Origin of the sequence: Pseudorhodoferax sp. Leaf274, assembly GCF_001422445.1 — a bacterium.
Classification (GTDB): Bacteria; Pseudomonadota; Gammaproteobacteria; order Burkholderiales; family Burkholderiaceae_C; genus Pseudorhodoferax.
In genome coordinates, this window is sequence record NZ_LMNA01000006.1 from 93,874 (window position 1) to 114,874 (window position 21,001).

Here is a 21,001-nt window from a genome sequence, read left to right on the forward strand (position 1 = left end):
TCGCCGCGCGGCCGCGGCGCATGTGCATGCGCCCGGCCGAATCCCGGTCAATCCCGGTCAATGCTGGCCGGTTTCGGCCCATAATGGCCCCGCAGGCTGCCTCAGGCCTGCGCCAGATATTCCTCCAAAGCCGCCACGCGCGCCTTTTGGATTCTTGCCCCGATTTCCGGCCCCTTGCAACCTTGCGCCAAGGCTTCGGCTGAAATCCTGTCGGTCGCCACCGCCAGAACCGATTGCATACATTGCTGCAGGCGCACGCGCTGCGGATAGGCTTGATTTTCCAGCCCCGCCCGGCCACGCGCGTCGCATTCGCAGGCCAGCAAGGCCTGCTCGAATCGGGCGGGCTTGCGGATGGCATCGCAACGTTCGAGAAGCCGCATCAGTGCCGCGGCGCCCAATTCTCCGCTGCGGTGGATATTGCCGTGCTCGCGCGCCACCACATCGGCCAGGTCCCGGCATTCGGTCGGCACGCGCAACCTTTCGGCCAGCCGGTGCAGCAGCTTGGCGCTGCGCTGCTCGTGGCCGTGGTGGCGCGGCAACAGTTCAGCCGGTGTGGTGGCCTTGCCCAGGTCGTGGCACAGGCAGGCAAAGCGCACGGGCAGCGGCGCGTCCAGGCGGGCGGCCATGTCCAGCACCAGCATCAGGTGCACGCCGGTGTCGACTTCGGGATGGTGCTCGGGCCGCTGCGGCACGCCCCACAGCGCATCGACTTCGGGCAGGAGGCGCGCCAGCGCACCGCAGCCGCGCAGCACCCCGAACATGCGCGAGGGCTGCCGCTCCATGAGGCCGCGCCCCAGTTCCTGCCAGACGCGCTCGGGCACCAGCGCGTCGACCTCGCCGTCCTCGACCATCCCGCGCATGAGCAGTTCGGTGGCCGGCGCCACCGTGAAGTCGGCAAAGCGCGCCGCGAAGCGCGCCAGCCGCAGGATGCGCACCGGGTCTTCGCGGAACGCATCGGAGACATGGCGCAGCACGCGCCCCTGCACATCGGCCGCGCCGCCGAAGGGGTCGACCAGGCAGTCCACGCCGTGCGCGTCGGCCGGCTGGGCCATGGCGTTGACGGTCAGGTCGCGGCGCGCCAGGTCCTGCTCCAGCGTCACGTCGGGCGCGGCGTGGAAGGCAAAGCCGTGGTAGCCGCGTGCGGTCTTGCGCTCGGTGCGCGCCAGCGCGTATTCCTCGCGCGTCTGGGGATGCAGGAACACCGGGAAGTCCTTGCCCACGGGCAGGTAGCCGGCGTCCAGCATCTGCTGCGGCGACGCGCCCACCACCACCCAGTCGCGGTCGTTCACGGGCAAGCCCATCAGCGCGTCGCGGACCGCGCCGCCCACCTTGTAGATCTGCATCGCCGCAGTGTAGGCCGCACATCTGGTGACACTTGTTCACCGAACAGAGGTCGTACGCTGCGCGCCCCGCGACGTTGAAACCGCATGGAAGCCACCGACACCGCCACCGCGCTGAACCGCTTCGGCCTGGGCGCTCGCCCTGGCGACAGCCTGTCGGCCGACCCGCATGAGGCGCTGCTGGCGGCCCTGGCCCGGCCCGTGCCCGACGCGCCGGCCTGGGCTGCGCAGCCCGGCCAGGCGGAGCTGCTCGCCGCCGTGCAGGCGCTGCAGGCCGCGCAGCGCCTGCCCGACCCCGAACAGCGGCGCGACGCGGCCACGGCCCAACGCCGCGTGCTGCGCGGCTTCTACGACGCGGCCGTCCACGCGCGCCTGCAGACCGCGCTGGCCAGCCCCGAGCCGTTCACCGAACGCCTCGTGCATTTCTGGTCCAACCACTTCGCGCTGTCGGTCGGCGAAGCCGCCATCACGGGCCTGGCCGGCAACTTCGAGGCCGAGGCCATCCGGCCCCACGTGCTGGGGCGCTTCGAGGACCTGCTGCTCGCCGCCGAACGCCACCCCGCCATGCTGCTCTACCTGAACCAGGCGCAGTCGGCCGGCCCGGGCAGCGCCGTGGCGCTGCGCGCCAACGCGAGGGCCGGCACCGCACGGCGCGGCCTCAACGAGAACCTGGCGCGCGAGATCCTGGAGCTGCACACGCTGGGCGTGCGCAGCGGCTACACGCAGCAGGACGTGGGCGAACTCGCGCTGGCGCTGACGGGCTGGACCGTGGCCGGGCTGCGGCCGGGCCAGGACGGTGCGCAGGCGGGCTTTCGCTTCGATGCGGCGCTGCACGAGCCCGGCGCGCGCCAGGTGCTCGGCCGCACCTACGCGGACGATGGCCTGGCCCAGGGCACGGCCATCCTGCGCGACCTGTCCGGCGCGCCGGCCACGGCGCAGCACCTGGCCACCAAGCTGGCGCGGCATTTCGCGGGCGACGCGCCGCCCGCCCCGCTCGTCGAACGGCTTGCACACGCCTTCCTGCGCAGCGGTGGCGACCTGCCCGCCGTGTACCGCGTGCTCATCGCTTCGCCCGAAGCCTGGGCCGCGCAGCCGCTCAAGTTCAAGACGCCTTGGGAATGGCTGGTCTCGGCGCTGCGGGCGCTGGACCGCCAGGACCTGTCCGGCACGCCTGCCGCCGCCCTGCTCGACAGCCTGGGCCAGCCGGTCTGGCGGCCCGGCGCGCCGGCCGGCTGGGACGACACCGCCGCCACCTGGGCGGCGCCCGATGCGCTGGTGCGCCGCGTGGAGCTGGCCCAGCGCCTGGCCGCGCGCAGCGCCGCGACGCTGGACGCCCGCGCCCTGGCGCCGCAGGTGCTGCCCGGCACGCTGGGGCCCGCCACGCGCGCCGCCCTGGCGCGCGCCGAAAGCCCGGCCTCGGCGCTCGCGCTGCTGCTGGTCTCCCCCGATTTCCTCCGCAGGTGAACCCCATGAACGCCACCCGCACGCCTGACGGCGACCGCACCGCAGGCGAAGCAACTCCGATGCACACCCGCCGCGCCTTGCTGCGCCACGGCGCCCTGGCCGCCACCGCCTGGCTGGCCGCCCCACGGCTGCTGCTGGCCCAGGCCGACACCCCACGCCGCCTGGTGTTCGTGCTGCAGCGCGGCGCCGCCGACGGCCTGCACACCGTGGTGCCCTGCGCCGACCCGGGCTACGCACGCCTGCGCGGCGCGCTGGCCATCGACCCGGCCGAGGCCATCCGGCTGGACGGCAGCTTTGCGCTGCATCCGGCGCTGCAGGACATCGGGCGGCTGTACGCAGAAGGCCAGGCGCTGTGCGCGCACGCCGTCGCATCGCCCTACCGCGCGCGTTCGCATTTCGATGGCCAGAACGTGCTGGAGACGGGCGGCAGCGCGCCATACCAGTTGCGCGACGGGTGGCTGAACCGGCTGCTGGGCCTGCTGCCCCGGCACGGCCAGGAGGCCGTGGCCCTCGCGCCCATGGTGCCGCCGGCCTTGCGCGGCCCGCACGCCGTGGCCTCGTACGCCCCGTCCGGCCTGCCGCCGCCGAAGGACGACCTGCTCACGCGCGTGGCGCAGCTCTACGCGGACGACGCGCAGCTGCACGCGCTGTGGTCCACCGCCATGGACGCGCGCGGCATGGCGGCGGCGACGGACATGGCCGGCGGGCGCGCGCGCCGGGACGCCGCCGCGCTGGGACGGCTGGCCGCCGGCTTCCTGGCCCGCGCCGACGGGCCGCGCATCGCGATGCTGGAGACCGACGGCTGGGACACCCACCAAGGCCAGGCCGGGCGCATGGCCACGCAGCTGCGCGCGCTGGACACCCTGGTGGCCGCACTGCGCGACGGCATGGGCCCGGCCTGGCAGCACACCGTGGTGCTGGTGGCGACCGAGTTCGGCCGCACCGCCGCCGCCAACGGCACCGGCGGCACGGACCATGGCACGGCCAGCGCCGCGCTGCTGCTGGGCGGTGCCGTGCGCGGCGGCCGCGTGCTTGCTGATTGGCCGGGCCTGGCGCCCGCAGACCTGTACGAAGGCCGCGACCTGCGGCCCACGCTCGGCCTGGATGCGCTGTTCGCGGCCACGGCGGCCGAGTGCTTCGGCCTGGACACGGAACGCGTGGCGCGCACGCTGTTCCCCGGCCAGGCCGTCCGCCTGCCCGGGCTGCCGCTGCTGCACGGCTGAGGCCGTACAGTTGCGGGCTTGCCCGCGGCGCCCAAGCCGCCATCTCCTGCCCATGACCTCCCCTCTGCTGATCCTCAAGGCCGGCGCCACCTTTCCTGCACTGGCCCGGACGCTCGGCGATTTCGACGACTGGATCCGTGCCGGCCTGGGCACGCCCGGGCTCGACATCCACGTGGCCGACGCCCGGCGCGACACGCTGCCCGCGCCGCAGACGCTGGCCGGCGTGGTCATCACCGGTTCGCACGCCATGGTGACCGACCGCGAGCCCTGGAGCGAGACGGCCGCCGCCTGGCTGCGCGGAGCCGTGCAGGCCGGCCTGCCGGTGCTGGGCATCTGCTACGGGCACCAGCTGCTGGCACATTGCCTGGGCGGGGAAGTCGGCTACCACGCGGGCGGCATCGAGGTGGGCTCGGTGGCCGTGCAGCTGCAGCCGGCGGCGGGTGCGGATCCGGTGTTCGGCGACCTGCCGCCCGTGTTCGCGGCCCAGGTCGTGCACCGGCAGTCCGTGCACGCGCTGCCCGACGGGGCCGTGCAACTGGCGGGCAACGCCTTCGAGCCCAACCAGGCATTCCGCGTGGGGCCGGCGGCCTGGGGGGTGCAGTTCCACCCCGAGTTCAGCGCCCCGGCCATGCGCGCCTATGTCGAGCGGCTGGCGCCGGAGCTGCGCGACGAGGGGCACGACCCGGCCGCGCTGGCAGCCGGCGTCGTCGACACGCCCGCCGCCGCACGTGTGCTGCGCAACTTCGCGCGCCATGTGCAGGTGACAGCTAGGCCGCAGACTCCAGAAAGCCCAGGAAGCGGCATTCGGCCGCGCTGAGCCCGGCCTTGCGGCGCGGCGCGGTCTCCAGGCAGGCCGGCGGCGGCGCCTCCTGCAGCAACAGCGCCAGCACGGCGGGGTGCACATAGGCCTTGCGGCACACCGCCACGGTGTTGCCGAGCTTGGCCGCCACCTCGGCCAGCAGGGCCTTGGCGGCCATGCGCCGCGCTGCCTGCGATGCTTCGGGCGCACAGGGCCGGCTGCGCGCCAGCGCCAGTGCGTGCACGCTGGCATGCCAGGTGCGGAAATCCTTGGCCGTGAAGTCGCCGCCGCTGGCGGCGCGCAGGTAGGCGTTCACGCCATCGGAATCGATGAGGTGCCGCTCGCCCGCATCGTCCAGGTACTGGAACAGCTCCTGGCCCGGCAACTCCTGGCAGCGGCGCACCACGCGGGCCACACGCGCATCGTCCAGCGCCACCGCATGCTCCACGCCGCTCTTGCCCTTGAAGCGCAGCCGTACGGCGCTGCCGCGCACCTGGGCATGGCGGGCGCGCAGCGTGGTCAGGCCGTACGAGCCGTTCTCGCGCGCGTAGACATCGTTGCCCACGCGCGCGAGCGTGGTGTCCAGCAGCCGCACCACGGCCGCCAGCACGCAGTCGCGCTGCAGCGGGCCCGCCAAGGCGAGGTCGCGCCGCACGGCAGCGCGGATGCGCGGCAGCACCTGGGCGAACGCCTGCAGCCGCGCGTACTTGCCCGCGTCCTGCGCGAGATGCCAGTCGGCGTGGTAGCGGTACTGCTTGCGGCCGCGTGCGTCGCGGCCCGTGGCCTGCAGGTGCCCGTTGGCGCGCGTGCAGATCCAGACCTGCGTATAGGCCGGCGGGATCGCCAGCGCCCGGATGCGCTGCAGGTGCGCCGCATCGGCCAGGCGCGCGCCGTCGGGCCGCTGGTAGCTGAAGCCCTTGCCGCTGCGCCGGCGCGTGATGCCGGGCAGTCCATCGTGCACGTAGACCAGGCCCGCGGGCACGGCGGAATCTGCGGTGAGGACGGCGGTGACGACGGCGGAGGACATGGAACTGCATGCTGCAGCGCCGGGCGTGGGCCGTTTGTCGGAAAGCCCGGTCAAGGCGTGTCGGCGGCGTGCGGCACGGAATGTGCTCGCCAGCGAAATGTGCACAATTTTTATCGAAAAGTGCACAAAGCCGGTGCGCCAACGGTGGCGCGCCATGTCCCACGCCCTCGCTGGAGATCCGCATGGACCTGCTGCACCGTTCCCCCCGCCGGCATGTGCTGGCCGCCCTGGCCACCCTGTGCACCGCATTGGCGCCCCTGCCCTGTGCCTGGGCGCAGGAGGCCGCCGCCTACCCCGACCGCCCGGTCAAGATCGTCGTGCCGTTCCCGCCCGGTGGCGCGGCCGACGTGTACGCGCGCCTGGTGGGCCAGAAGCTGGCCGAGGCCTGGGGCGGCAAGCAGACCGTGGTGATCGACAACCGCGCCGGTGCCGGCGGCGTGATCGGCACCGATGTGGCGGCCAAGGCGCCGGCCGACGGCAGCACCTTCCTGATGGTGACCATCGGCCACGCCGTCAACCCTTTCATGTACAGCAAGCTGCCCTACGACACGCGCGCCGACCTGGTGCCCGTGGGCGTCGTGGCCGTGGTGCCCAGCGTGGTCGTGACCGGCCCGGCCCTCAAGGGCAAGAGCATGCAGGACCTGGTCGCCATGGCCAAGGCCAGGCCCGGCGAGCTGCAGTACGCCTCCTCGGGCGTCGGCACCACCAGCCATGTGGGCGCGGCGCTGCTCGAATCCATGTCGGGCGCCCACATGCTGCACGTGCCCTACAAGGGCGCAGCGCCGGCGCTGCAGGACGTGATGGCGGACCGCGTGGCGCTGTCGGTGGACATCATCACGTCCTCGCTGCCCCTCGTGAAGAGCGGCAAGCTCAACGGCGTGGCCATCACCAGCGCCAGGCGCTCGCCGCAGCTGCCCGACGTGCCCACCGTGGCCGAGAGCGGCCTGCCCGGCTACGACTTCGTGTCCTGGTACATGCTGCTGGCCCCGGCGAAGACGCCCGCCCCCATCCTGGAGAAGGTCAACGCCGCGCTGCGTGCCATGGCCCAGGCGCCCGACTTCCGCGCGCGCGTGGAGGGCACCGGCGGCGAGGTGGCCAGCATGACGCTCAAGGAGTCCAGCGACTACCTCAACGCCGAGTTCACGCGCTGGGCCAAGGTGGTGAAGGACCGCAACATCAAGGCCGAGCAGTGAGCCCGCGCGACTTCATCGGCTACGCCAACCGCCCCCCGGCCGTGGCTTGGCCGAACCAGGCGCGCGTGGCGGTGTCCTTCGTGCTGAACTTCGAGGAGGGCGCGGAGTTCTCGGTCGCCGATGGCGATGCGCGCAACGAGTCGGTGTACGAGGTGATCGACCCGCGCACCGGCTGGGACCCCTGCATCGACAGCCACTTCGAGTACGGCACGCGCGCGGCGTGGTGGCGCATCGCCGACACCTTCGCGCGCTTCGACGCGCCCATGACGGTCAGCGCCTGCGGCCGCGCCGTGGAGCGCAGCCCCTGGCTGGCGCAGGACGCGGTGGCGCGCGGCCACGAGCTGTCGGCCCACGGCTGGCGCTGGGAGAGCCATGCCGGCATGGCGCCCGGGCGCGAGGCGGCCGACATGGACGCCTGCATCCGCACCTTCGAAGCCGTGTGCGGCAAGCGCCCGGTGGGCTGGCACACGCGCTCGGCCTGCACCCCGGCCACGCGCGTGCTGCTGGCCGAACGCGGCTTTCTCTACGACAGCGACGCCTACAACGACGACCTGCCCTACTTCGTGCCCGCGGCCGGCCGCCGCCACCTGGTGCTGCCCTATGCCTTCGACACCAACGACATGCAGTTCCAGCACACGCAGCGCTTCGCCACGGCCGGCCAGTTCGCCGAGTACTGCTGCGACGCCTTCGACTGGCTGGCGCAGGAAGGCGTGCGCGCGCCGCGCATGCTGTCCATCGGCCTGCACCTGCGCATGATCGGCCGGCCCGCGCGCATGAAGGCGCTGGCGCAGATCCTGGCCCATCTGCGCGCGCAACCGGGCGCCTGGATCGCCACGCGCGAGCAGATCGCGCGGCACTGGATCGCGCACGCGCCGGCGGCCGAAAGCCGCTGATCGGCTGCGCTACATTCGCTGGATGCACCCCCAGGAACAGGCCATCCACGCGACCTTGGCGCAAACGCTGCTGGCCGGCCGCCTGGCGCCCGGCACGCAGTTGATCGAGACCCGGCTGGCGCAGATCTTCGGCGTCTCGCGCGAGCGCGTGCGCAAGGTGCTGCACCGGCTCGGCCACGAGCGGCTGCTCGACCTGGTCCCCAACCGGGGCTGCTTCGTCTCCAACCCCACGCTGGTGCAGGCGCGCGAGATCTACGAGGCGCGCCGCATCGTCGAGGGCGGCCTCGCCGGCCGGCTCGCGGGCCGGCTGTCGGCCGCGCAGCTGGCCGCGCTGCAGGCGCACGGCGCGCTCGAGCATGCGGCCCTGCACGCGCAGGACCGCGCGCGCTCGATCCAGCTCAGCGGCGAATTCCACCTGCTGCTGGCCAGCTTCGCCGACAGCCCCTTCGTGCTGCGCGCGCTGCAGGAACTGGTCAGCCGCACGGCCATGCTGGTGGCCTTCTTCGAGCCGGCCGCGTCGTCGTCCTGCGCCTGCGAGGAGCACGACGACATCGTGCAGGCCCTGGCCGCCGGCGACGCCGCCCGCGCCATGAAGGCCATGCACGTGCACCTGTCGCTGATCGAGACGCGGCTGCAGCCGCGCGCGCAGGCCGCCCCGGCGGCCGATGCCGACGCCGAGATCGCGCGGGCGTGGCAAACCGCGCAGCAGGTGGCAGCATGAGCGCCGCGCCGGGCCACCCCGAGCAGGTCCGCACCGCCGGCGACGCCGGAGATGCTCCCGAGCGCACGCTGCACCTGTCGATCGGCGGGCGCGTGCAAGGCGTGTACTACCGCGCCAGCATGGCGGAGCAGGCCCGCCACCTCGGCGTGCGCGGCTGGGTGCGCAACCGGCACGATGGCAGCGTCGAGGCCCTGGTGCAGGCCGCGCCCGAGGTGCTGGACGCACTGCTGGCCTGGTGCCGGCGCGGCCCGCCGGCCGCGCGCGTCGACGGTGTGCAGGCCACGCCGGCCAGCGACACCGGCGTATTGCCGCCCGGCTTCGAGACGCGCCCGACCGCCTGAGCTCAGGGCCGCGACAGGCCCAGGAAGTGCTCCAGCATCTGGAAGTGGTCGTCGTGGAACTGCTCCTCCAGTTCGGCGAGTTGCGCGATCGGCACCCACTGCGCATCGCGCGCATCGTCGCCGGCCTGCACCGCGGGCAGCGCGCGCTCGCCCAGGTCGAAGTAGTGCGCGTGCGTGACGACGCGGCCGCGCTGGCTGCGGTCGGGCCGGTCGAACACCGTGACGGCCTTCAGGCACTGGCGCAGCGCGGGCTCCAGCATCGCCAGGCCGGTTTCTTCCTCCAGCTCACGCACCGCCGATTGGTAGACCGTGTCGCGCTGCTCCAGGAAACCGCCCGGCACGGCCAGCAGGCCCAGGCCGGGCGCCTGGCCGCGCCGGATCAGCAGCACGCGGCCCTGGCAGCGGATCACCGCGTCCACCGTGACGAACACCGGCGGATACGGTGAGCCGGCCCACTCGGCGCGCCCGCGCGCCAAAGCCTGCCATTCGGCGCACAGGCCCGGCAGGTGGCCCTGGTCGAGCCAGTCGCGCAGGAACTCCTGCGTGTTGGCGTGCAGCAGCGGCGCCATGCGCAGCAGCGCGGCCTGCGCGCCCGCGGGGCCGGCGCCGAGCAGCGCATCGCGCACGGTGCGCGCGTCGTAGGCACCGAAGCCTGGCACGGCCCACAGCTTCCAGGCCGGGAAGTCGCGCACCCAGGCGCTGCTGGCGTCCTTGAAGTGCCCCGCCAGCAGCACCCGGCCGCCCTCGGGCAGCGCCGCGGCGGCCTGTGCGCGCACGCTGTCGGCCCAGCGTTGCTCGTCGTGGTGGTCGCGCAGCGGCTGCACGTCCACGCGCTCGCGCAATTCCTCGGGCAGGGCCTGGCGCAGCATCTCGGCGCGCTCCTGCCAGGTCCAGGGCTGGGCCGGCGTGCGCGCCTGGTGCGCCGAGCCCAGCAGCACCAGGCAGCGGCGCGCCTGCGCCAGGGCCTGCTGCAGCACGGCGCGGTGGCCCAGGTGGAAGGGCTGGAAGCGGCCGATGCACACGGCCAGGTCGTAAGCGGAAACGGGCATGGGCAACTCCGAAGCAGCAGGCCATTGTGCGCAAAGGCCACCGGGCAGCCCGCAAAAACCGTGGCGGGACGCCGGGCGTCCTACAAGGCGGCCGGCAGGCGCATGGCGCGCAGGCGACTCCGCGCAGGCCGCGCTGTCCTACGCCCGGGCCCGCGCAGGACCGACTCTGCAGCCCTGCCCCGCCCCTAAGCTGGACCACAGCCGGCGCCCCGTCGGCCTTCCAACCACGCAACAGGAGCAAGCCATGAAAGCATCCACCGCCCTGACCTCTCTCGTCGCCGCAGCCTCGCTGGTCGGCGCCATCGGCCTGGCCTATGCCCAGACCAGTGGCGGAACCTACCAGACGCCGCAGCAGGCCCAGATGGGCTCGGTCGACGGCACGCCCAACAACAACAGCAACATGAACAACGCGACCACGCAGATGCCGCAGGCCATGCCGGCGCCGATGCAGGCCACGCCGGACATGAACGCCCAGCCGCAATTGCCGCCGCAAGCCGACCGCAATTGAGCGGCGTGACCCCTGCGCACCGTGCCAGCCGATCGCTCCCCACAGCGCGAGGACGCGCTGGCAGGCCTGAAATACGGCCTGCTGCTGGGGTGCGCCGTGCTGGCGCTGGTGCTGCCACCGGCCGGCCACCGCCAGTCTGCTGCGGCGGCCATCTCCCCACCATTCCCGTCTTCGGCCGTACTCACGCGCGCCGCGCCTGAGGCGTTGCAGGCACCGCGCCTGGCCGACCTGCGCGGCAAGGAAGCTTCCGAGGCCGTGCGGCGCGTCGCAGATTGGGCGACCGATTCCGGCGACAACCAGGGGCTGCATTTCGTGGTCCTGGACAAGCGCAACGCCAAGGTCTTCCTGTTCCGCCCCGACGGCACCCTGCGCGCCGCCACCCCCGTGCTGCTGGGCTCCGCCCCCGGCGACCTCACCGTCGACGGTGTGGGCGGCAAGCCCATCCACGCCGTGCTGCCCGAGGAACGCACCACGCCGGCCGGCCGCTTCGTGGCCCAGCCCGGGCGCAACACCACGCCAGAGGATGTGGTGTGGGTGGACTACGCCGCCGCCGTCTCCATGCACCGCGTGCGCGCCACCGACCCGCGCGAGCGCCGACTCGAGCGCCTGGCCTCGCCCAGCGTGGAGGACAACCGCATTTCGTACGGCTGCATCAACATGCCCGTGGCCTTTTTCGAGCAGGAACTGTGGCCAGTGTTCCAGGCCGCCCGCGGCATCGTCTACGTGCTGCCCGAGGTGTTGCCGCTGCAACAGGTGTTCGCGGGGCTGTACGACCCGGTCGCGCGCCACGCCGCGAGCCTGCGCTGATCGCCGCCATGCTGCCGCCCGTCGCCGCATCGCTGTAGGACCATCGCGCACGCCCTTGTGGGCCTGCGCCTACGCCGCTAGCATGCGGCGCGATGCAAACCTTCCTGCTGCGCTGCACCATCGCCCTCGCTTCGGCCACCTTCCTGGCCCCGGCCGCGCATGCCGCGCCGGCACCGTTCTCGGCCGATGCGAAGCATGTTTCCGAGTGGGTCCTGCAGTCGGGCGACAACGCCGGCCTGCCGTTTGCGCTCGTCGACAAGAAGGCCGCGATGCTCTACCTGTTCGGCGCAGATGGGCAATTGCGCGCGGCATCGCCGGCGCTGCTGGGTGCCGCGCCCGGCGACAGCGGCGCCCCGGGCCTGAACCAGCGCGACCTGTCCACGCTGGCCTTCCACGAACGCACCACGCCGGCAGGCCGCTACGCAGCCCAGCCCGGCCGCAACCTGCAGGGCGAGCCGGTGGTGTGGATCGATTACGGCGCCGCGCTGGCGATCCACCGGCTGCGGCCCGGCCCGGCACATGAACGCCGTGCAGAACGCCTGCGCTCGGCCACGCCGGCCGACAACAAGATCTCGCTGGGCTGCGTGGTGGTGCCCGTGGCGTTCTACGAGCAGCAGGTCGCGCCGCTGCTGGGCCAGGGGCGCAGCGTCGTCTACATCCTGCCGGAGACCATGGCCGCCAGCGACGTCTTCGGCTGGCAGTAGACCGAGGCGGCCTGCTGCGCGAACACGGCAGGCGCCGTCTCGCGGATGGCATCGCCCGCAGGCGCCAGCGCGAAATTCAGGGCCGAGCAGTGCAGCACGCGCGTGGCACGGCCCGCGCCATCGACCTCTGTCACGATGCCGACGTGGCCGTACTTCGCATCGGCCGGCTTCGGATACACCACGAGGTCGCCCGCCGCAGCCTGCGCGCGCAGCAGGAAGCCGCGCTGCGCGCCCTTGGCGTCGGCCCAGATGCTGTCGGTGTTGATCCATTCGCCCGCGGCCGTGCGGCGCGGGATGCCCAGCGCCCAGCACACGAAGCCCGAGCAGTCGCAGGCGGGCAACACCAGGGTCGGGTCGTTCAGGTCCAGCCCGGCCGCCTGGGCCAGCGGAGCCAGTTCGGCCCGCTGGCTGGCCGGCAGGCCGGGCCACTGGCGGCCCACTTCCAGCGGCGTCGTGCAATCGGGTGCGCGCGGGTCCACACCGCCACTGCCGGCCCAGTACAGGGTCTTGCGCCGGAGCATGGAACGGGCGCGGGCGATCAGCTGGGCGGCATCGGTCATGGCTGCCACCTTAGCGCGCCGGGCCGCCATGCGCCATCCCGCCTCCACGCGATGGCGGCGCCGCAAGCGGCTGGCAGAATGGCCCCGCCCCCTGGAGGAATGCATGGCCATTGAGGTGCTGATCGTCGAGGACGAGCCCGAGTTCATGCGGCGCTTTGCCGATGCCGTGCTCGGCGATGCCGGGCTCGCCCTGCTCGGCGCCGTGTCCAACGGCCAGGCCGCCAAGGCCGTGCTGGACCAGCAGCGGCCCGATGTGCTGCTGGTCGACCTGGGCCTGCCCGACATCAGCGGCATCGAGGTCATCGCGCATGCGCAGCAGCGCCATCCCGACTGCGACGTGCTGGTCGTCACCATGTTCGGCGACGACGCCCACGTGGTGGCCGCCATCGAGGCCGGCGCGGCCGGCTATCTGCTCAAGGATGCCGCGCCCGAACGCATCGCGACCGCGGTGCATGAGCTGCATGGCGGCGGCGCTCCGATCAGCCCGGGCATCGCGCGGCGCATCCTGTCGCGGCTGCGTGCCGGCGCACCGGCCGGCACGGCCTCGCGCCCGCAGCCCATGGAAAGCAGCTCACCGCTCACCACGCGCGAGACCGAGCTGCTGCGCATGGTGGCCAAGGGCCTGAGCTTCGAGACCATCGGCGAGCTGCTGGAGATCTCGCCGCACACGGTGGTCGCGCACGTGAAGAAGATCTACCGCAAGCTCGCCGTGCACTCGCGCGGCGAAGCGGTGTATGAAGCTTCGCAGCTGGGTCTGCTGTAGCGCGCTGCTGCTGGCCGCCTGGCTGGTGGCCGGCGTGGCGCAGGCACAGACGCTGGAGCCCGGGCAGGCCGAGCTGCTGCGCGCCGACGATGCCGAGCCGCCAGACCCGGGCGATCCGCGCTGGCAGACCGTGGCGCTGCCCGATGCGCAGCAGACGCCGGTGGCCTGGTACCAGCTGGTCTTCACGCTTCCGGCCGACGCTGCCGAGCATCTGCAGCAGGACGCGTGGATGCTGTACCTGCCCTACTTCTACGGCGGCGGCCGCGTCTGGCTCAACGGCCAGCTGATCGGCGCCGTGCCCGAGACCACCGAGCACACCCGCGTGCGCTGGGAGCGCCCGCACCTGCTCGCGCTGCCGCCCAGCCTGCTGCACAACGGCGCCAACCGGCTGCAGCTGCGTGTGGCGGCCTCGCAGGCACCTGCCGCCGCCATGCTGCCGCGCCTGGTGCTGGGCCCGCAGAGCGCGCTGCAGGAGCAGTTCGACCTGCGGCTGTTCTTCGTGCGCACGGTGCCGGTCATCACCGTCGTGGTGTCGCTGGTGGCCGGGCTGTTCTCGCTGTACATCTGGCTGCGCCGGCCGCAGGAGCAGGTGTACGGCATCGCCGGGCTGGTGGGCGTGGTCTGGGCGCTGCGCACCACGACCTTCGTGTTCGACATGCTGCCGGTCTGGGCCTGGCCGATCTGGCGGCTGCTCTACCACGCCAGCAACGGCGGCTTCATCGTCCTGCTGGCCGTGTTCGCGCTGCACCTGGCGCGCTGGCAGCCGCGCTGGCTGGTGCGCGCGCTGCTGGGCTGGTGGGCGCTGGGCCCGCTGGTGTACGTGTTCGGCGGGGCCAGCATCGGCGCGGAGCAATGGGTGGCGCGCTGGTGGGTGGCCGGCCTGATCCCGATCGGCGTGATGGGTGCCCTGGTGGCCGTGCTGGCGGCGTGGCGCCGCCCTTCGGCCGAGCGCGCGCTGATCGCGCTGGTCTTCGTGCTGACGCTGCTGTCGGGCGTGCACGACTACCTGGTGGCCTGGCAGTCGCCCTGGTTCCGGGCGCTGCTGCCGCAATGGAGCGCGCACCGCTTCTTCCTGCTGCACTACGGCGCCAACCTGCTGCTGCTGACCATGGGCGGGCTGATCACGCTGCGCTATGTGCGCAACCTGCGCGCGCTGGAGGATTCGCACCGCACGCTGGAGGCGCGCGTGGCGCAGCGCGAAGGCGAGATTGCCGCGAGCTATGCGCGCATCGCCGCGCTGCAGCGCGAGCAGGCGGCCACCGACGAGCGCCAGCGCATCATGCAGGACCTGCACGACGGCCTGGGCGCGCAGCTGTTCACCTCGCTGCTGCGGGCCGAGCGCGGCGCCCTCGATGCGCCGCAGATGAGCGGTGTGCTGCGCGCGGCCATCGACGAGATGCGCGTGGCGCTGGATGCGCTGGGCTCGGACGACGGCGACTTCACGGCCGCCTGGACCGACTTCCGCTTCCGCTGGGACGCCCGGCTGCGCGAAGCTGGCCTGGCGACGCGCTGGCGGCAGGAGCTGCCGGAGGAGACCCTGGTCCTGCCGCCGCACAGCACCTTGCAGGTGCTGCGCATCGCCCAGGAGGCGCTGACCAACGTGCTCAAGCATGCGCAAGCGCGCGCGGTGGAGGTCACGCTGGCATGGCGCGGCGGCCTGCTGCAGCTGGAGGTGGCCGACGACGGCGTGGGCATGGCGGCACCCGGCGGCGCGGGCCACGGCCTGGTCAACATGCACGCACGCGCGGCGCGCCTGGGTGGCCGGCTGCAGCAGGTGCCGCGCCCGCGTGGCTGCTGCTGGCGGCTGGAACTGCCCCTCGCGCAAACACGCGATGGGCTGCCGCACTGACGGCATTCCCGCCGCTGCCGCGGCTTCCTAGAGTCGGTGCACACGCGCCACCGTCCGGCGCCGGAGACTCCGCCATGCACCTGTGCCCCCTGGCCGCGCGGCCAGCCCATCGCCGATGACGTCGCCCTGGTCCATGGGCATGCCGGACGGCCCGCTCGCCGTGATCGCCTGGGCTTACCTGCTGACCAATGCCGTGCGCGTGTTCACCTATGTGCCGCAGATCGTGACGGTCTGGCGCTGCCAGGACGGCGCCCGCTCGCTGTCGCTGCTGACGTGGTGGTCCTGGGTGCTCTCGCACATCACGGCCATTGCCTATGGCGTGCTGGTGGTGCGCGACCTGCCCTTCCTGCTGATCACGCTGATCAACCTGGCGGGCTGCGGCGCCGTGGCGGGCATCGCGATGCGCCGGCGCGCGCAGTGGCGGCGCCGGGCGCTGTACAGCGCCTGATCAGAGCTTGGAGAAGTCGGGCTTGCGCCGCTCCATGAAGGCGCCGAAGGCCTCGCGCGCGGCCGGCTCGGACAGCATGCGGCGGAACAGCGCGCCCTCCTCGTCCATGCGCGCGTGCACCTGGTCGGCATGGTCCTGCTTGAGCAGGCGCTTGGTCGCCACGAGCGAGGCCAGCGGCTTGGCCGCCAGCTTGGCGGCCATGGCCTGGGCCAGCCGGTTGGCCTCGGACGGCGGCACCACGCGGTTGACCAGCCCCACCTCCTGCGCGGCCTCGGCCATGAAGGGTTCGCCCAGCAGCAGCGCCTCGGCCGCGCGGTGGTAGCCCATCATGCGCGGCACCAGCAGGCTGGAGGCCGCCTCGGGCACCAGGCCCAGGTTCACGAAGGGCATGGAGAAGGCCGCGTTGTCGCCCGCCACGACCAGGTCGCAGTGGAACAGCATGGTCGTGCCCACGCCCACGGCCGGGCCGCAGACGGCGGCCAGCAGCGGCTTGGAGAACCCGGCGATGCCGTGCAGGAAGCGGAAGACGGGCGCGTTCTCGCCGGACGGCGGCGCGTTCAGGAAATCGCCGATGTCGTTGCCGGCACTGAAGATGGTCTCGTGCCCCTGCAGCACCACCGCGCGCTGCGCGGGGTCGGCATCGGCCGCGGCCAGCGCATCGGCCAGCGTGGCGTACATCGCGGCCGTCAGGGAATTCTTCTTGTCGACGCGGTTGAAGGTGATGGTGGTGACGCCGGCCTCCGCGTGGACCAGGATGTCTTCGCTCATGGCGCTCACTCCTTGTAGTAGACGATTTGATGGGAAGTGGCCAGCAGTTCTCCGGCCTCGTTCCAGAGCTGGACGGCCTGGTCGAAGAAGCCGTTGCTGAACGCCTGGGCCCGGGCCTGGCCGAACACGTAGCCCGTGCCGCTGCGCGCGAGCATGGCCGCATCGGCGTGGAAATAGGTGGTGATCGACACGGTGCCGGCCGGCACGCGCGTGGCACGGCGCAGCCAGACGCGGGGGTAGAACACGTCGGCCAGCGAAGCCACGGACAGGAAGTCCAGCGGCCGGCCGGGCTCGTCGCGCACCCACAGTTGCGTGAGGCTGTCCTCGCCGCTGCCGTCCCAGGTGCGCGGCAGCGCGCCGCGCACGGAGCGCATGTCGTAGCGCTCGAGCCATTCCACGCCGAACGACTGCAGCCGCTCGGCCTCGCCTGGCCGCGGCGCGGCCGGCATGGGCGCGTCGCTCTGGCTCCAGGTGGCGCGGCGCGCGGCCGTCACCGCCGTGGCGGTGAGCACCGTGGCCTCGGCACCGTCGGCACCGGGCTGGGTCATGGCCATGGTCCAGTGCTGGGTCGAGCGGTTGGTGCGGACTGGCACGGCAGCGAGCCGGTAGCCACCCGGCCCCAGCGCGGCAGCGTAGTTGACGGTCAGCGCGATGGGCGCGCCCAGCAGGTGGGGATGCGACAGCACGCCGTTCAGTGCGCTGGCCGCCGTGATGCCGCCGAACGGCCCGACCATGTTGGCCCAGGCCGGGTGCGCTGCACCGCTGAAGGCGTTGTCGCCGTCCGGCTGCAAGGCCACGGCCTGGTCGAAGAAGTGTTCGCTCATGTCCCTCAGATTCTCTCGAAGATGCCGGCAGCGCCCTGGCCCATGCCCACGCACATCGTGACCATGCCGTACTTCAGATTCTTGCGGCGCAGCGCATGCACGACTGTCGCAGACCGGATAGCGCCCGTGGCGCCCAGCGGGTGGCCCAGCGCGATGGCGCCGCCCATCGGGTTGACCTTGGCCGGGTCCAGGCCCAGCGTGCCGATCACGGCCAACGACTGCGCGGCAAACGCCTCGTTCAGCTCGATCCAGTCGATGTCGTCCAGCCGCAGGCCCGCGTTGCGCAGCGCGGCCGGGATGGCCTCGATCGGGCCGATGCCCATGAGGTGCGGCGGCACGCCCCGGCTCGCATAGCCGACAAAGCGCGCGAGCGGCTTGAGGTCGAACTGCTTGGCGGCGCGTTCGCTCACGAGGATCAGCGCGCCGGCGCCGTCCGAGGTCTGCGAGCTGTTGCCGGCCGTGACCGAACCGCGCGCGGCGAACACCGGGCGCAGCCTGGCCAGGCCTTCGGCGCTGGTGTCCGGGCGCGGGCCTTCGTCGAGCGACAGGGTCCTGCGCGTCTCGATGGTCTTGCCCCCTGCCAGGTCGGCCGTGCGGTCGGTGGCCTCGATGGGCGTGATCTCGGCCGCGAACTCGCCGGCCTGCTGGGCCTTCAGCGCGCGCTGGTGCGATTCCACCGCGAAGGCGTCCTGCGCGGCGCGCGAGACTTTCCACTGCTGCGCGACCTTCTCGGCCGTCAGGCCCATGCCGTAGGCAATGCCGTAGTCGTCCAGCTTGTCGGTGTCGGCGAAGATGACCGGCGAGAGCGAGGGCGAGTTCCCCATCATGGGCACCATGCTCATGCTCTCGGTGCCGGCCGCGATCATCACGTCGGCCTCGCCCACGCGGATGCGGTCGGCTGCCATCTGCACGGCCGACAGCCCGGAGGCGCAGAAGCGGTTGACCGTGATGCCGCCCACGCTGTGCGGCAGGCCGGCCAGCACGGCGCCGATGCGCGCCACGTTCAGGCCCTGCTGGGCTTCGGGGATGGCGCAGCCGCAGATCACGTCTTCCACGGCCTTGGGATCGAGCCCTGGCACCTGGGCCATGGCGGCGCGCAGCACGGCGGCCAGCATCTCGTCGGGCCGCAGGTTGCGCAGGGTGCCGCGGTGCGAGCGGCCGATGGGCGTGCGCGTGGCGGCGACGATGTAGGCGTCTTGAACCTGTTTGCTCATGTTCTTTTCCTTCAGTTGCCTCAATTGCGCAGGGGCTTGCCGGTGTTCAGCAGGCCCAGGATGCGCTCCTGCGTCTTGGGGTGCACGATCAGCGCGCAGAAGGCCTGGCGCTCCAGCGCCATCAGGTACTCCTCATCGACCAGCGTGCCGGCGTCGACATCGCCGCCCGTCACCACGCCGGCGATCAGGCCGGCAATGTGGAAGTCGTGCTGGCTGATGAAGCCGCCGTCGCGCATGTTCACGAGCTGCCCCAGGATGGTGGCCTTGCCATTGCGGCCGGCCACGGGGAACTGGCGCTTGAGCGGCGGGCGCCAGCCGGCGTTGGCCATGGCCTTGGCCTCGGCCAGCGCCACGTAGAGCAGCTCGTCCTTGTGCGGCACGACGATGTCCGCATCGAGCAGGTAGCCCAGCTTGCGGCTCTCCAGCGCGCTGGTGCCGACCTTGGCCATCGCCGCTGCCGTGAAGCCTTCGGAGACGAACTTGAGCAGGTCCTTGTCGGTCGAGGTGGCCGCGTTCTCGGCCGCGCGGCGCGCGATGTAGGTCAGGCCGCCGGCGCCCGGCACCAGGCCCACGCCGACTTCGACCAGGCCGATGTAGCTCTCCATGGCCACGACGCGGCGTGCGCTGTGGATGGCCAGCTCGCAGCCGCCGCCCAGCGCCAGGCCGCGGATGGCCGAGACCACGGGCACGCCGGCATAGCGCAGGCGCAGCATGGTCTGCTGCAGGAAGCCCTCGGCATCCTCGATGGCGGCCACGCCCACGGCCATGAAGGCCGGCAGCATCGCCTGCAGGTCGGCACCGGCCGAGAACGGCTCGTCGCCGGACCAGACCACCAGGCCCTGGTAGTCCTTCTCGGCCAGATCGACGGCCTGCATCAGGCCTTCGGCCACCTCGGGGCTGATGGCGTGCATCTTGGTCTTGATGCTGGCAATCAGCACCTCGCCGTCCAGCGTCCACAGGCGGACCGACGCATCCTCGTGCACCGTGGTGCCGGCCTTCGCGAAGCCCTGGGCTCCGTCGCCCAGCACGCCTTCGGGGAACAGCTGGCGCGCGTGCACGGGCAGCCGGCGCAGCGGCTCGAAGCGGCCCGTCGTCGGGTTGAACGATCCCGCAGGGGTGTGCACGCCGCCGGCCTCGGCCACCGGACCTTCGAACACCCACTTCGGCAGCGGCGCGGCCGACAGCGCGCGGCCGGCGTCGATGTCTTCCTGCACCCATCGGGCCACCTGCAGCCAGCCGGCCTCCTGCCAGAGCTCGAACGGGCCCTGGCGCATGCCGAAGCCCCAGCGCATGGCGAAGTCCACGTCGCGCGCGGTGTCGGCGATCGACGCGAGGTGCACGGCCGCGTAGTGGAAGCTGTTGCGCAGGATGGCCCACAGGAAGCGGCCCTCGGCGCCCTCGGCTTCGCGCAGCAGCTGCAGGCGCTGTGCGGCGGGCTTCTTCAGCATGCGCTCGTAGACGGCATCGGCCTTGCGGCCGGCCGGCACGTAGTCGCGGCTCTCGGGCTCGAAGCGCAGCACGTCGCGGCCGACCTTCTTGTAGAAGCCGGCCTTGGTCTTCTGGCCCAGGTTGCCGAGCTCCAGCAAGGCCTTGAGCGCGGGCGGCGTGGCGAAGCTGGCATAGAAGGGATCGGTCTCGGCGCTGAGCGTGTCCTGCAGCGTCTTCACCACATGGGCCATGGTGTCCAGGCCCACCACGTCGGCCGTGCGGAAGGTGCCCGAGGAGGCGCGGCCCAGCTTCTTGCCGGTGAGGTCGTCCACCACGTCGTAGGTCAGGCCGTGGTTCTCCACTTCCTTGACCGTGGCCAGCATGCCGGCCACGCCGATGCGGTTGGCGATGAAGTTGGGCGTGTCCTTGGCGCGCACCACGCCCTTGCCCAGCGTGCTCGTGACGAAGGTCTCCAGGTCGTCGAGCACCTGCGCGTCGGTGGCCGGCGTGGGGATCAGCTCGACCAGCTGCATGTAGCGCGGCGGGTTGAAGAAGTGGATGCCACAGAAGCGCGGCGCCACGGCGGCCGGCAGGGCCTCGCCCATCTTGGTGATCGACAGGCCGGAGGTGTTGGACGCCACGATGCTGTGCGCCGCCAGGTGCGGCGCGATCCTGGCGTACAGGTCCAGCTTCCAGTCCATGCGCTCGGCAATCGCCTCGATCACGAGGTCGCAGCCGGCCAGCAGGCCCAGGTGTTCCTCGTAGTTGGCCGGCTGGATCAGCGTGGCCTCGTCGGCCACGCCGAGCGGCGAGGGCTTGAGCTTCTTGAGGCCTTCGATGGCCTTGAGCGCGATGGCGCTCTTGGGGCCCGCGCCGCCGCCGGGCCGCCCCAAGGCGGCGCCGGCCCCCTCGGGGGGCAGCGAACCTCGCGAAGCGGGGAGCGTGGGGGCATCGTTTGCGGGCAGGTCGAAGAGGACGACCGGCACGCGCACGTTGACGAGGTGCGCGGCGATCTGCGCGCCCATGACGCCGGCGCCCAGCACAGCGACCTTCTTGATTCTGAATTTCGACATGTTCT

General features: G+C 72.5%; 21 protein-coding genes. 13 read left to right on the forward strand and 8 right to left on the reverse strand.

Features of this window, described 5'->3' with window-relative positions; translation table 11 throughout:
• Positions 1-101: 101 nt before the first annotated feature.
• Positions 102-1,343 carry a multifunctional CCA addition/repair protein gene (locus ASF44_RS10705; RefSeq protein ID WP_056899211.1) on the reverse strand — a complete coding sequence of 414 codons (1,242 nt, stop codon included), beginning with the start codon at positions 1,341-1,343 and terminating at the stop codon, positions 102-104.
• An 84-nt stretch (positions 1,344-1,427) separates the two neighbouring features.
• Here ASF44_RS10705 and ASF44_RS10710 point away from each other — a divergent pair, with 84 nt between their 5' ends.
• The 3 genes from ASF44_RS10710 to ASF44_RS10720 are packed head-to-tail and all read left to right on the forward strand — an operon-like array spanning position 1,428 to position 4,844.
• A complete protein-coding gene (locus ASF44_RS10710; protein WP_056899212.1) occupies positions 1,428-2,804 on the forward strand; it encodes a DUF1800 family protein in 1,377 nt (458 codons plus the stop codon).
• Positions 2,805-2,863: 59 nt separating this feature from the next.
• The gene (locus ASF44_RS10715; protein WP_056899213.1) at positions 2,864-4,027 is read left to right on the forward strand and encodes a DUF1501 domain-containing protein; all 1,164 of its coding nucleotides are present in this window, start codon (positions 2,864-2,866) and stop codon (positions 4,025-4,027) included.
• 52 nt (positions 4,028-4,079) lie between these two features.
• Positions 4,080-4,844, forward strand: coding sequence for a glutamine amidotransferase (locus ASF44_RS10720; protein ID WP_056899214.1), 765 nt, complete (start codon positions 4,080-4,082; stop codon positions 4,842-4,844).
• Here the strand turns inward: ASF44_RS10720 and ASF44_RS10725 are convergent.
• A complete protein-coding gene (locus ASF44_RS10725) occupies positions 4,795-5,853 on the reverse strand; it encodes a DNA topoisomerase IB (protein ID WP_056899215.1) in 1,059 nt (352 codons plus the stop codon). The two genes, ASF44_RS10720 and ASF44_RS10725, sit on opposite strands and share 50 nt — an antisense overlap.
• 182 nt (positions 5,854-6,035) lie before the next feature.
• Here ASF44_RS10725 and ASF44_RS10730 point away from each other — a divergent pair, with 182 nt between their 5' ends.
• From ASF44_RS10730 to ASF44_RS10745, 4 genes are read left to right on the forward strand one after another with little or no spacing between them, the layout of a single operon-like run.
• Positions 6,036-7,046: a tripartite tricarboxylate transporter substrate binding protein gene (locus tag ASF44_RS10730; protein ID WP_056899216.1), complete on the forward strand. Its 1,011-nt coding sequence runs from the start codon at positions 6,036-6,038 to the stop codon at positions 7,044-7,046.
• A complete protein-coding gene (locus tag ASF44_RS10735; RefSeq protein WP_156374441.1) occupies positions 7,043-7,939 on the forward strand; it encodes a polysaccharide deacetylase family protein in 897 nt (298 codons plus the stop codon). Before ASF44_RS10730 ends, ASF44_RS10735 begins: the two co-directional genes overlap by 4 nt.
• Before the next feature lie 22 nt (positions 7,940-7,961).
• The gene (locus tag ASF44_RS10740) at positions 7,962-8,660 is read left to right on the forward strand and encodes a GntR family transcriptional regulator (protein ID WP_056899217.1); all 699 of its coding nucleotides are present in this window, start codon (positions 7,962-7,964) and stop codon (positions 8,658-8,660) included.
• Positions 8,657-9,001, forward strand: coding sequence for an acylphosphatase (locus ASF44_RS10745; protein WP_082524672.1), 345 nt, complete (start codon positions 8,657-8,659; stop codon positions 8,999-9,001). The genes ASF44_RS10740 and ASF44_RS10745 overlap by 4 nt, the downstream gene beginning before the upstream one ends.
• Before the next feature lie 2 nt (positions 9,002-9,003).
• On the opposite strand, the gene ASF44_RS10750 is transcribed toward ASF44_RS10745, so the two are convergent.
• Positions 9,004-10,050: an NUDIX domain-containing protein gene (locus tag ASF44_RS10750; RefSeq protein ID WP_056899218.1), complete on the reverse strand. Its 1,047-nt coding sequence runs from the start codon at positions 10,048-10,050 to the stop codon at positions 9,004-9,006.
• A gap of 244 nt (positions 10,051-10,294) precedes the next feature.
• Here ASF44_RS10750 and ASF44_RS10755 point away from each other — a divergent pair, with 244 nt between their 5' ends.
• From ASF44_RS10755 to ASF44_RS10765, 3 genes are all read left to right on the forward strand, one after another.
• Positions 10,295-10,558, forward strand: coding sequence for a hypothetical protein (locus ASF44_RS10755; protein WP_056899219.1), 264 nt, complete (start codon positions 10,295-10,297; stop codon positions 10,556-10,558).
• Between the two features lie 21 nt (positions 10,559-10,579).
• Positions 10,580-11,365 (forward strand): hypothetical protein, encoded by a 786-nt coding sequence (locus ASF44_RS10760; protein ID WP_200930590.1) that lies wholly within the window; start codon positions 10,580-10,582, stop codon positions 11,363-11,365.
• Between the two features lie 92 nt (positions 11,366-11,457).
• Positions 11,458-12,069 carry a L,D-transpeptidase gene (locus ASF44_RS10765; RefSeq protein ID WP_082524673.1) on the forward strand — a complete coding sequence of 204 codons (612 nt, stop codon included), beginning with the start codon at positions 11,458-11,460 and terminating at the stop codon, positions 12,067-12,069.
• Here ASF44_RS10765 and ASF44_RS10770 read toward each other — a convergent pair.
• Positions 12,018-12,629, reverse strand: a complete 612-nt coding sequence (locus ASF44_RS10770) for a CHAP domain-containing protein (protein ID WP_056899221.1) — start codon at positions 12,627-12,629, stop codon at positions 12,018-12,020. The two genes, ASF44_RS10765 and ASF44_RS10770, sit on opposite strands and share 52 nt — an antisense overlap.
• Positions 12,630-12,732: 103 nt before the next feature.
• On the opposite strand from ASF44_RS10770, the gene ASF44_RS10775 reads away from it, so the two are divergent.
• From ASF44_RS10775 to ASF44_RS10785, 3 genes are all read left to right on the forward strand, one after another.
• On the forward strand, positions 12,733-13,392 hold the full coding sequence (locus ASF44_RS10775) for a response regulator transcription factor (RefSeq protein WP_056899222.1): 660 nt from the start codon (positions 12,733-12,735) through the stop codon (positions 13,390-13,392).
• Complete coding sequence (locus ASF44_RS10780; protein WP_056899223.1) at positions 13,364-15,241, forward strand: ATP-binding protein; 1,878 nt, start codon at positions 13,364-13,366, stop codon at positions 15,239-15,241. The genes ASF44_RS10775 and ASF44_RS10780 overlap by 29 nt, the downstream gene beginning before the upstream one ends.
• A gap of 115 nt (positions 15,242-15,356) precedes the next feature.
• Positions 15,357-15,689: a hypothetical protein gene (locus ASF44_RS10785; protein WP_056899224.1), complete on the forward strand. Its 333-nt coding sequence runs from the start codon at positions 15,357-15,359 to the stop codon at positions 15,687-15,689.
• Here ASF44_RS10785 and ASF44_RS10790 read toward each other — a convergent pair whose 3' ends face one another.
• From ASF44_RS10790 to ASF44_RS10805, 4 genes are read right to left on the reverse strand one after another with little or no spacing between them, the layout of a single operon-like run.
• Positions 15,690-16,457, reverse strand: coding sequence for an enoyl-CoA hydratase (locus tag ASF44_RS10790; protein ID WP_056899225.1), 768 nt, complete (start codon positions 16,455-16,457; stop codon positions 15,690-15,692).
• Positions 16,458-16,462: 5 nt separating this feature from the next.
• Positions 16,463-17,281, reverse strand: a complete 819-nt coding sequence (locus ASF44_RS10795) for an acyl-CoA thioesterase II (protein ID WP_056899226.1) — start codon at positions 17,279-17,281, stop codon at positions 16,463-16,465.
• A 5-nt stretch (positions 17,282-17,286) separates the two neighbouring features.
• Complete coding sequence (locus ASF44_RS10800; RefSeq protein ID WP_056899227.1) at positions 17,287-18,495, reverse strand: acetyl-CoA C-acyltransferase; 1,209 nt, start codon at positions 18,493-18,495, stop codon at positions 17,287-17,289.
• Positions 18,496-18,515: 20 nt separating this feature from the next.
• Positions 18,516-20,996 carry a 3-hydroxyacyl-CoA dehydrogenase/enoyl-CoA hydratase family protein gene (locus ASF44_RS10805; RefSeq protein WP_056899228.1) on the reverse strand — a complete coding sequence of 827 codons (2,481 nt, stop codon included), beginning with the start codon at positions 20,994-20,996 and terminating at the stop codon, positions 18,516-18,518.
• Between the last annotated feature and the right edge of the window lie 5 nt (positions 20,997-21,001).

Bases quoted from the DNA above. Each gene is read 5' to 3' on its own strand.
- ASF44_RS10730 (WP_056899216.1), top strand. From the start codon at position 6,036: ATGGACCTGCTGCACCGTTCCCCCCGCCGGCATGTGCTGGCCGCCCTG.
- ASF44_RS10720 (WP_056899214.1), top strand. From the start codon at position 4,080: ATGACCTCCCCTCTGCTGATCCTCAAGGCCGGCGCCACCTTTCCTGCA.
- ASF44_RS10745 (WP_082524672.1), top strand. From the start codon at position 8,657: ATGAGCGCCGCGCCGGGCCACCCCGAGCAGGTCCGCACCGCCGGCGAC.
- ASF44_RS10755 (WP_056899219.1), top strand. From the start codon at position 10,295: ATGAAAGCATCCACCGCCCTGACCTCTCTCGTCGCCGCAGCCTCGCTG.
- ASF44_RS10795 (WP_056899226.1), bottom strand. From the start codon at position 17,281: ATGAGCGAACACTTCTTCGACCAGGCCGTGGCCTTGCAGCCGGACGGC.
- ASF44_RS10765 (WP_082524673.1), top strand. From the start codon at position 11,458: ATGCAAACCTTCCTGCTGCGCTGCACCATCGCCCTCGCTTCGGCCACC.
- ASF44_RS10780 (WP_056899223.1), top strand. From the start codon at position 13,364: ATGAAGCTTCGCAGCTGGGTCTGCTGTAGCGCGCTGCTGCTGGCCGCC.
- ASF44_RS10800 (WP_056899227.1), bottom strand. From the start codon at position 18,495: ATGAGCAAACAGGTTCAAGACGCCTACATCGTCGCCGCCACGCGCACG.
- ASF44_RS10740 (WP_056899217.1), top strand. From the start codon at position 7,962: ATGCACCCCCAGGAACAGGCCATCCACGCGACCTTGGCGCAAACGCTG.
- ASF44_RS10705 (WP_056899211.1), bottom strand. From the start codon at position 1,343: ATGCAGATCTACAAGGTGGGCGGCGCGGTCCGCGACGCGCTGATGGGC.
- ASF44_RS10790 (WP_056899225.1), bottom strand. From the start codon at position 16,457: ATGAGCGAAGACATCCTGGTCCACGCGGAGGCCGGCGTCACCACCATC.
- ASF44_RS10750 (WP_056899218.1), bottom strand. From the start codon at position 10,050: ATGCCCGTTTCCGCTTACGACCTGGCCGTGTGCATCGGCCGCTTCCAG.
- ASF44_RS10715 (WP_056899213.1), top strand. From the start codon at position 2,864: ATGCACACCCGCCGCGCCTTGCTGCGCCACGGCGCCCTGGCCGCCACC.
- ASF44_RS10775 (WP_056899222.1), top strand. From the start codon at position 12,733: ATGGCCATTGAGGTGCTGATCGTCGAGGACGAGCCCGAGTTCATGCGG.
- ASF44_RS10770 (WP_056899221.1), bottom strand. From the start codon at position 12,629: ATGACCGATGCCGCCCAGCTGATCGCCCGCGCCCGTTCCATGCTCCGG.
- ASF44_RS10725 (WP_056899215.1), bottom strand. From the start codon at position 5,853: ATGTCCTCCGCCGTCGTCACCGCCGTCCTCACCGCAGATTCCGCCGTG.
- ASF44_RS10710 (WP_056899212.1), top strand. From the start codon at position 1,428: ATGGAAGCCACCGACACCGCCACCGCGCTGAACCGCTTCGGCCTGGGC.
- ASF44_RS10805 (WP_056899228.1), bottom strand. From the start codon at position 20,996: ATGTCGAAATTCAGAATCAAGAAGGTCGCTGTGCTGGGCGCCGGCGTC.
- ASF44_RS10785 (WP_056899224.1), top strand. From the start codon at position 15,357: ATGACGTCGCCCTGGTCCATGGGCATGCCGGACGGCCCGCTCGCCGTG.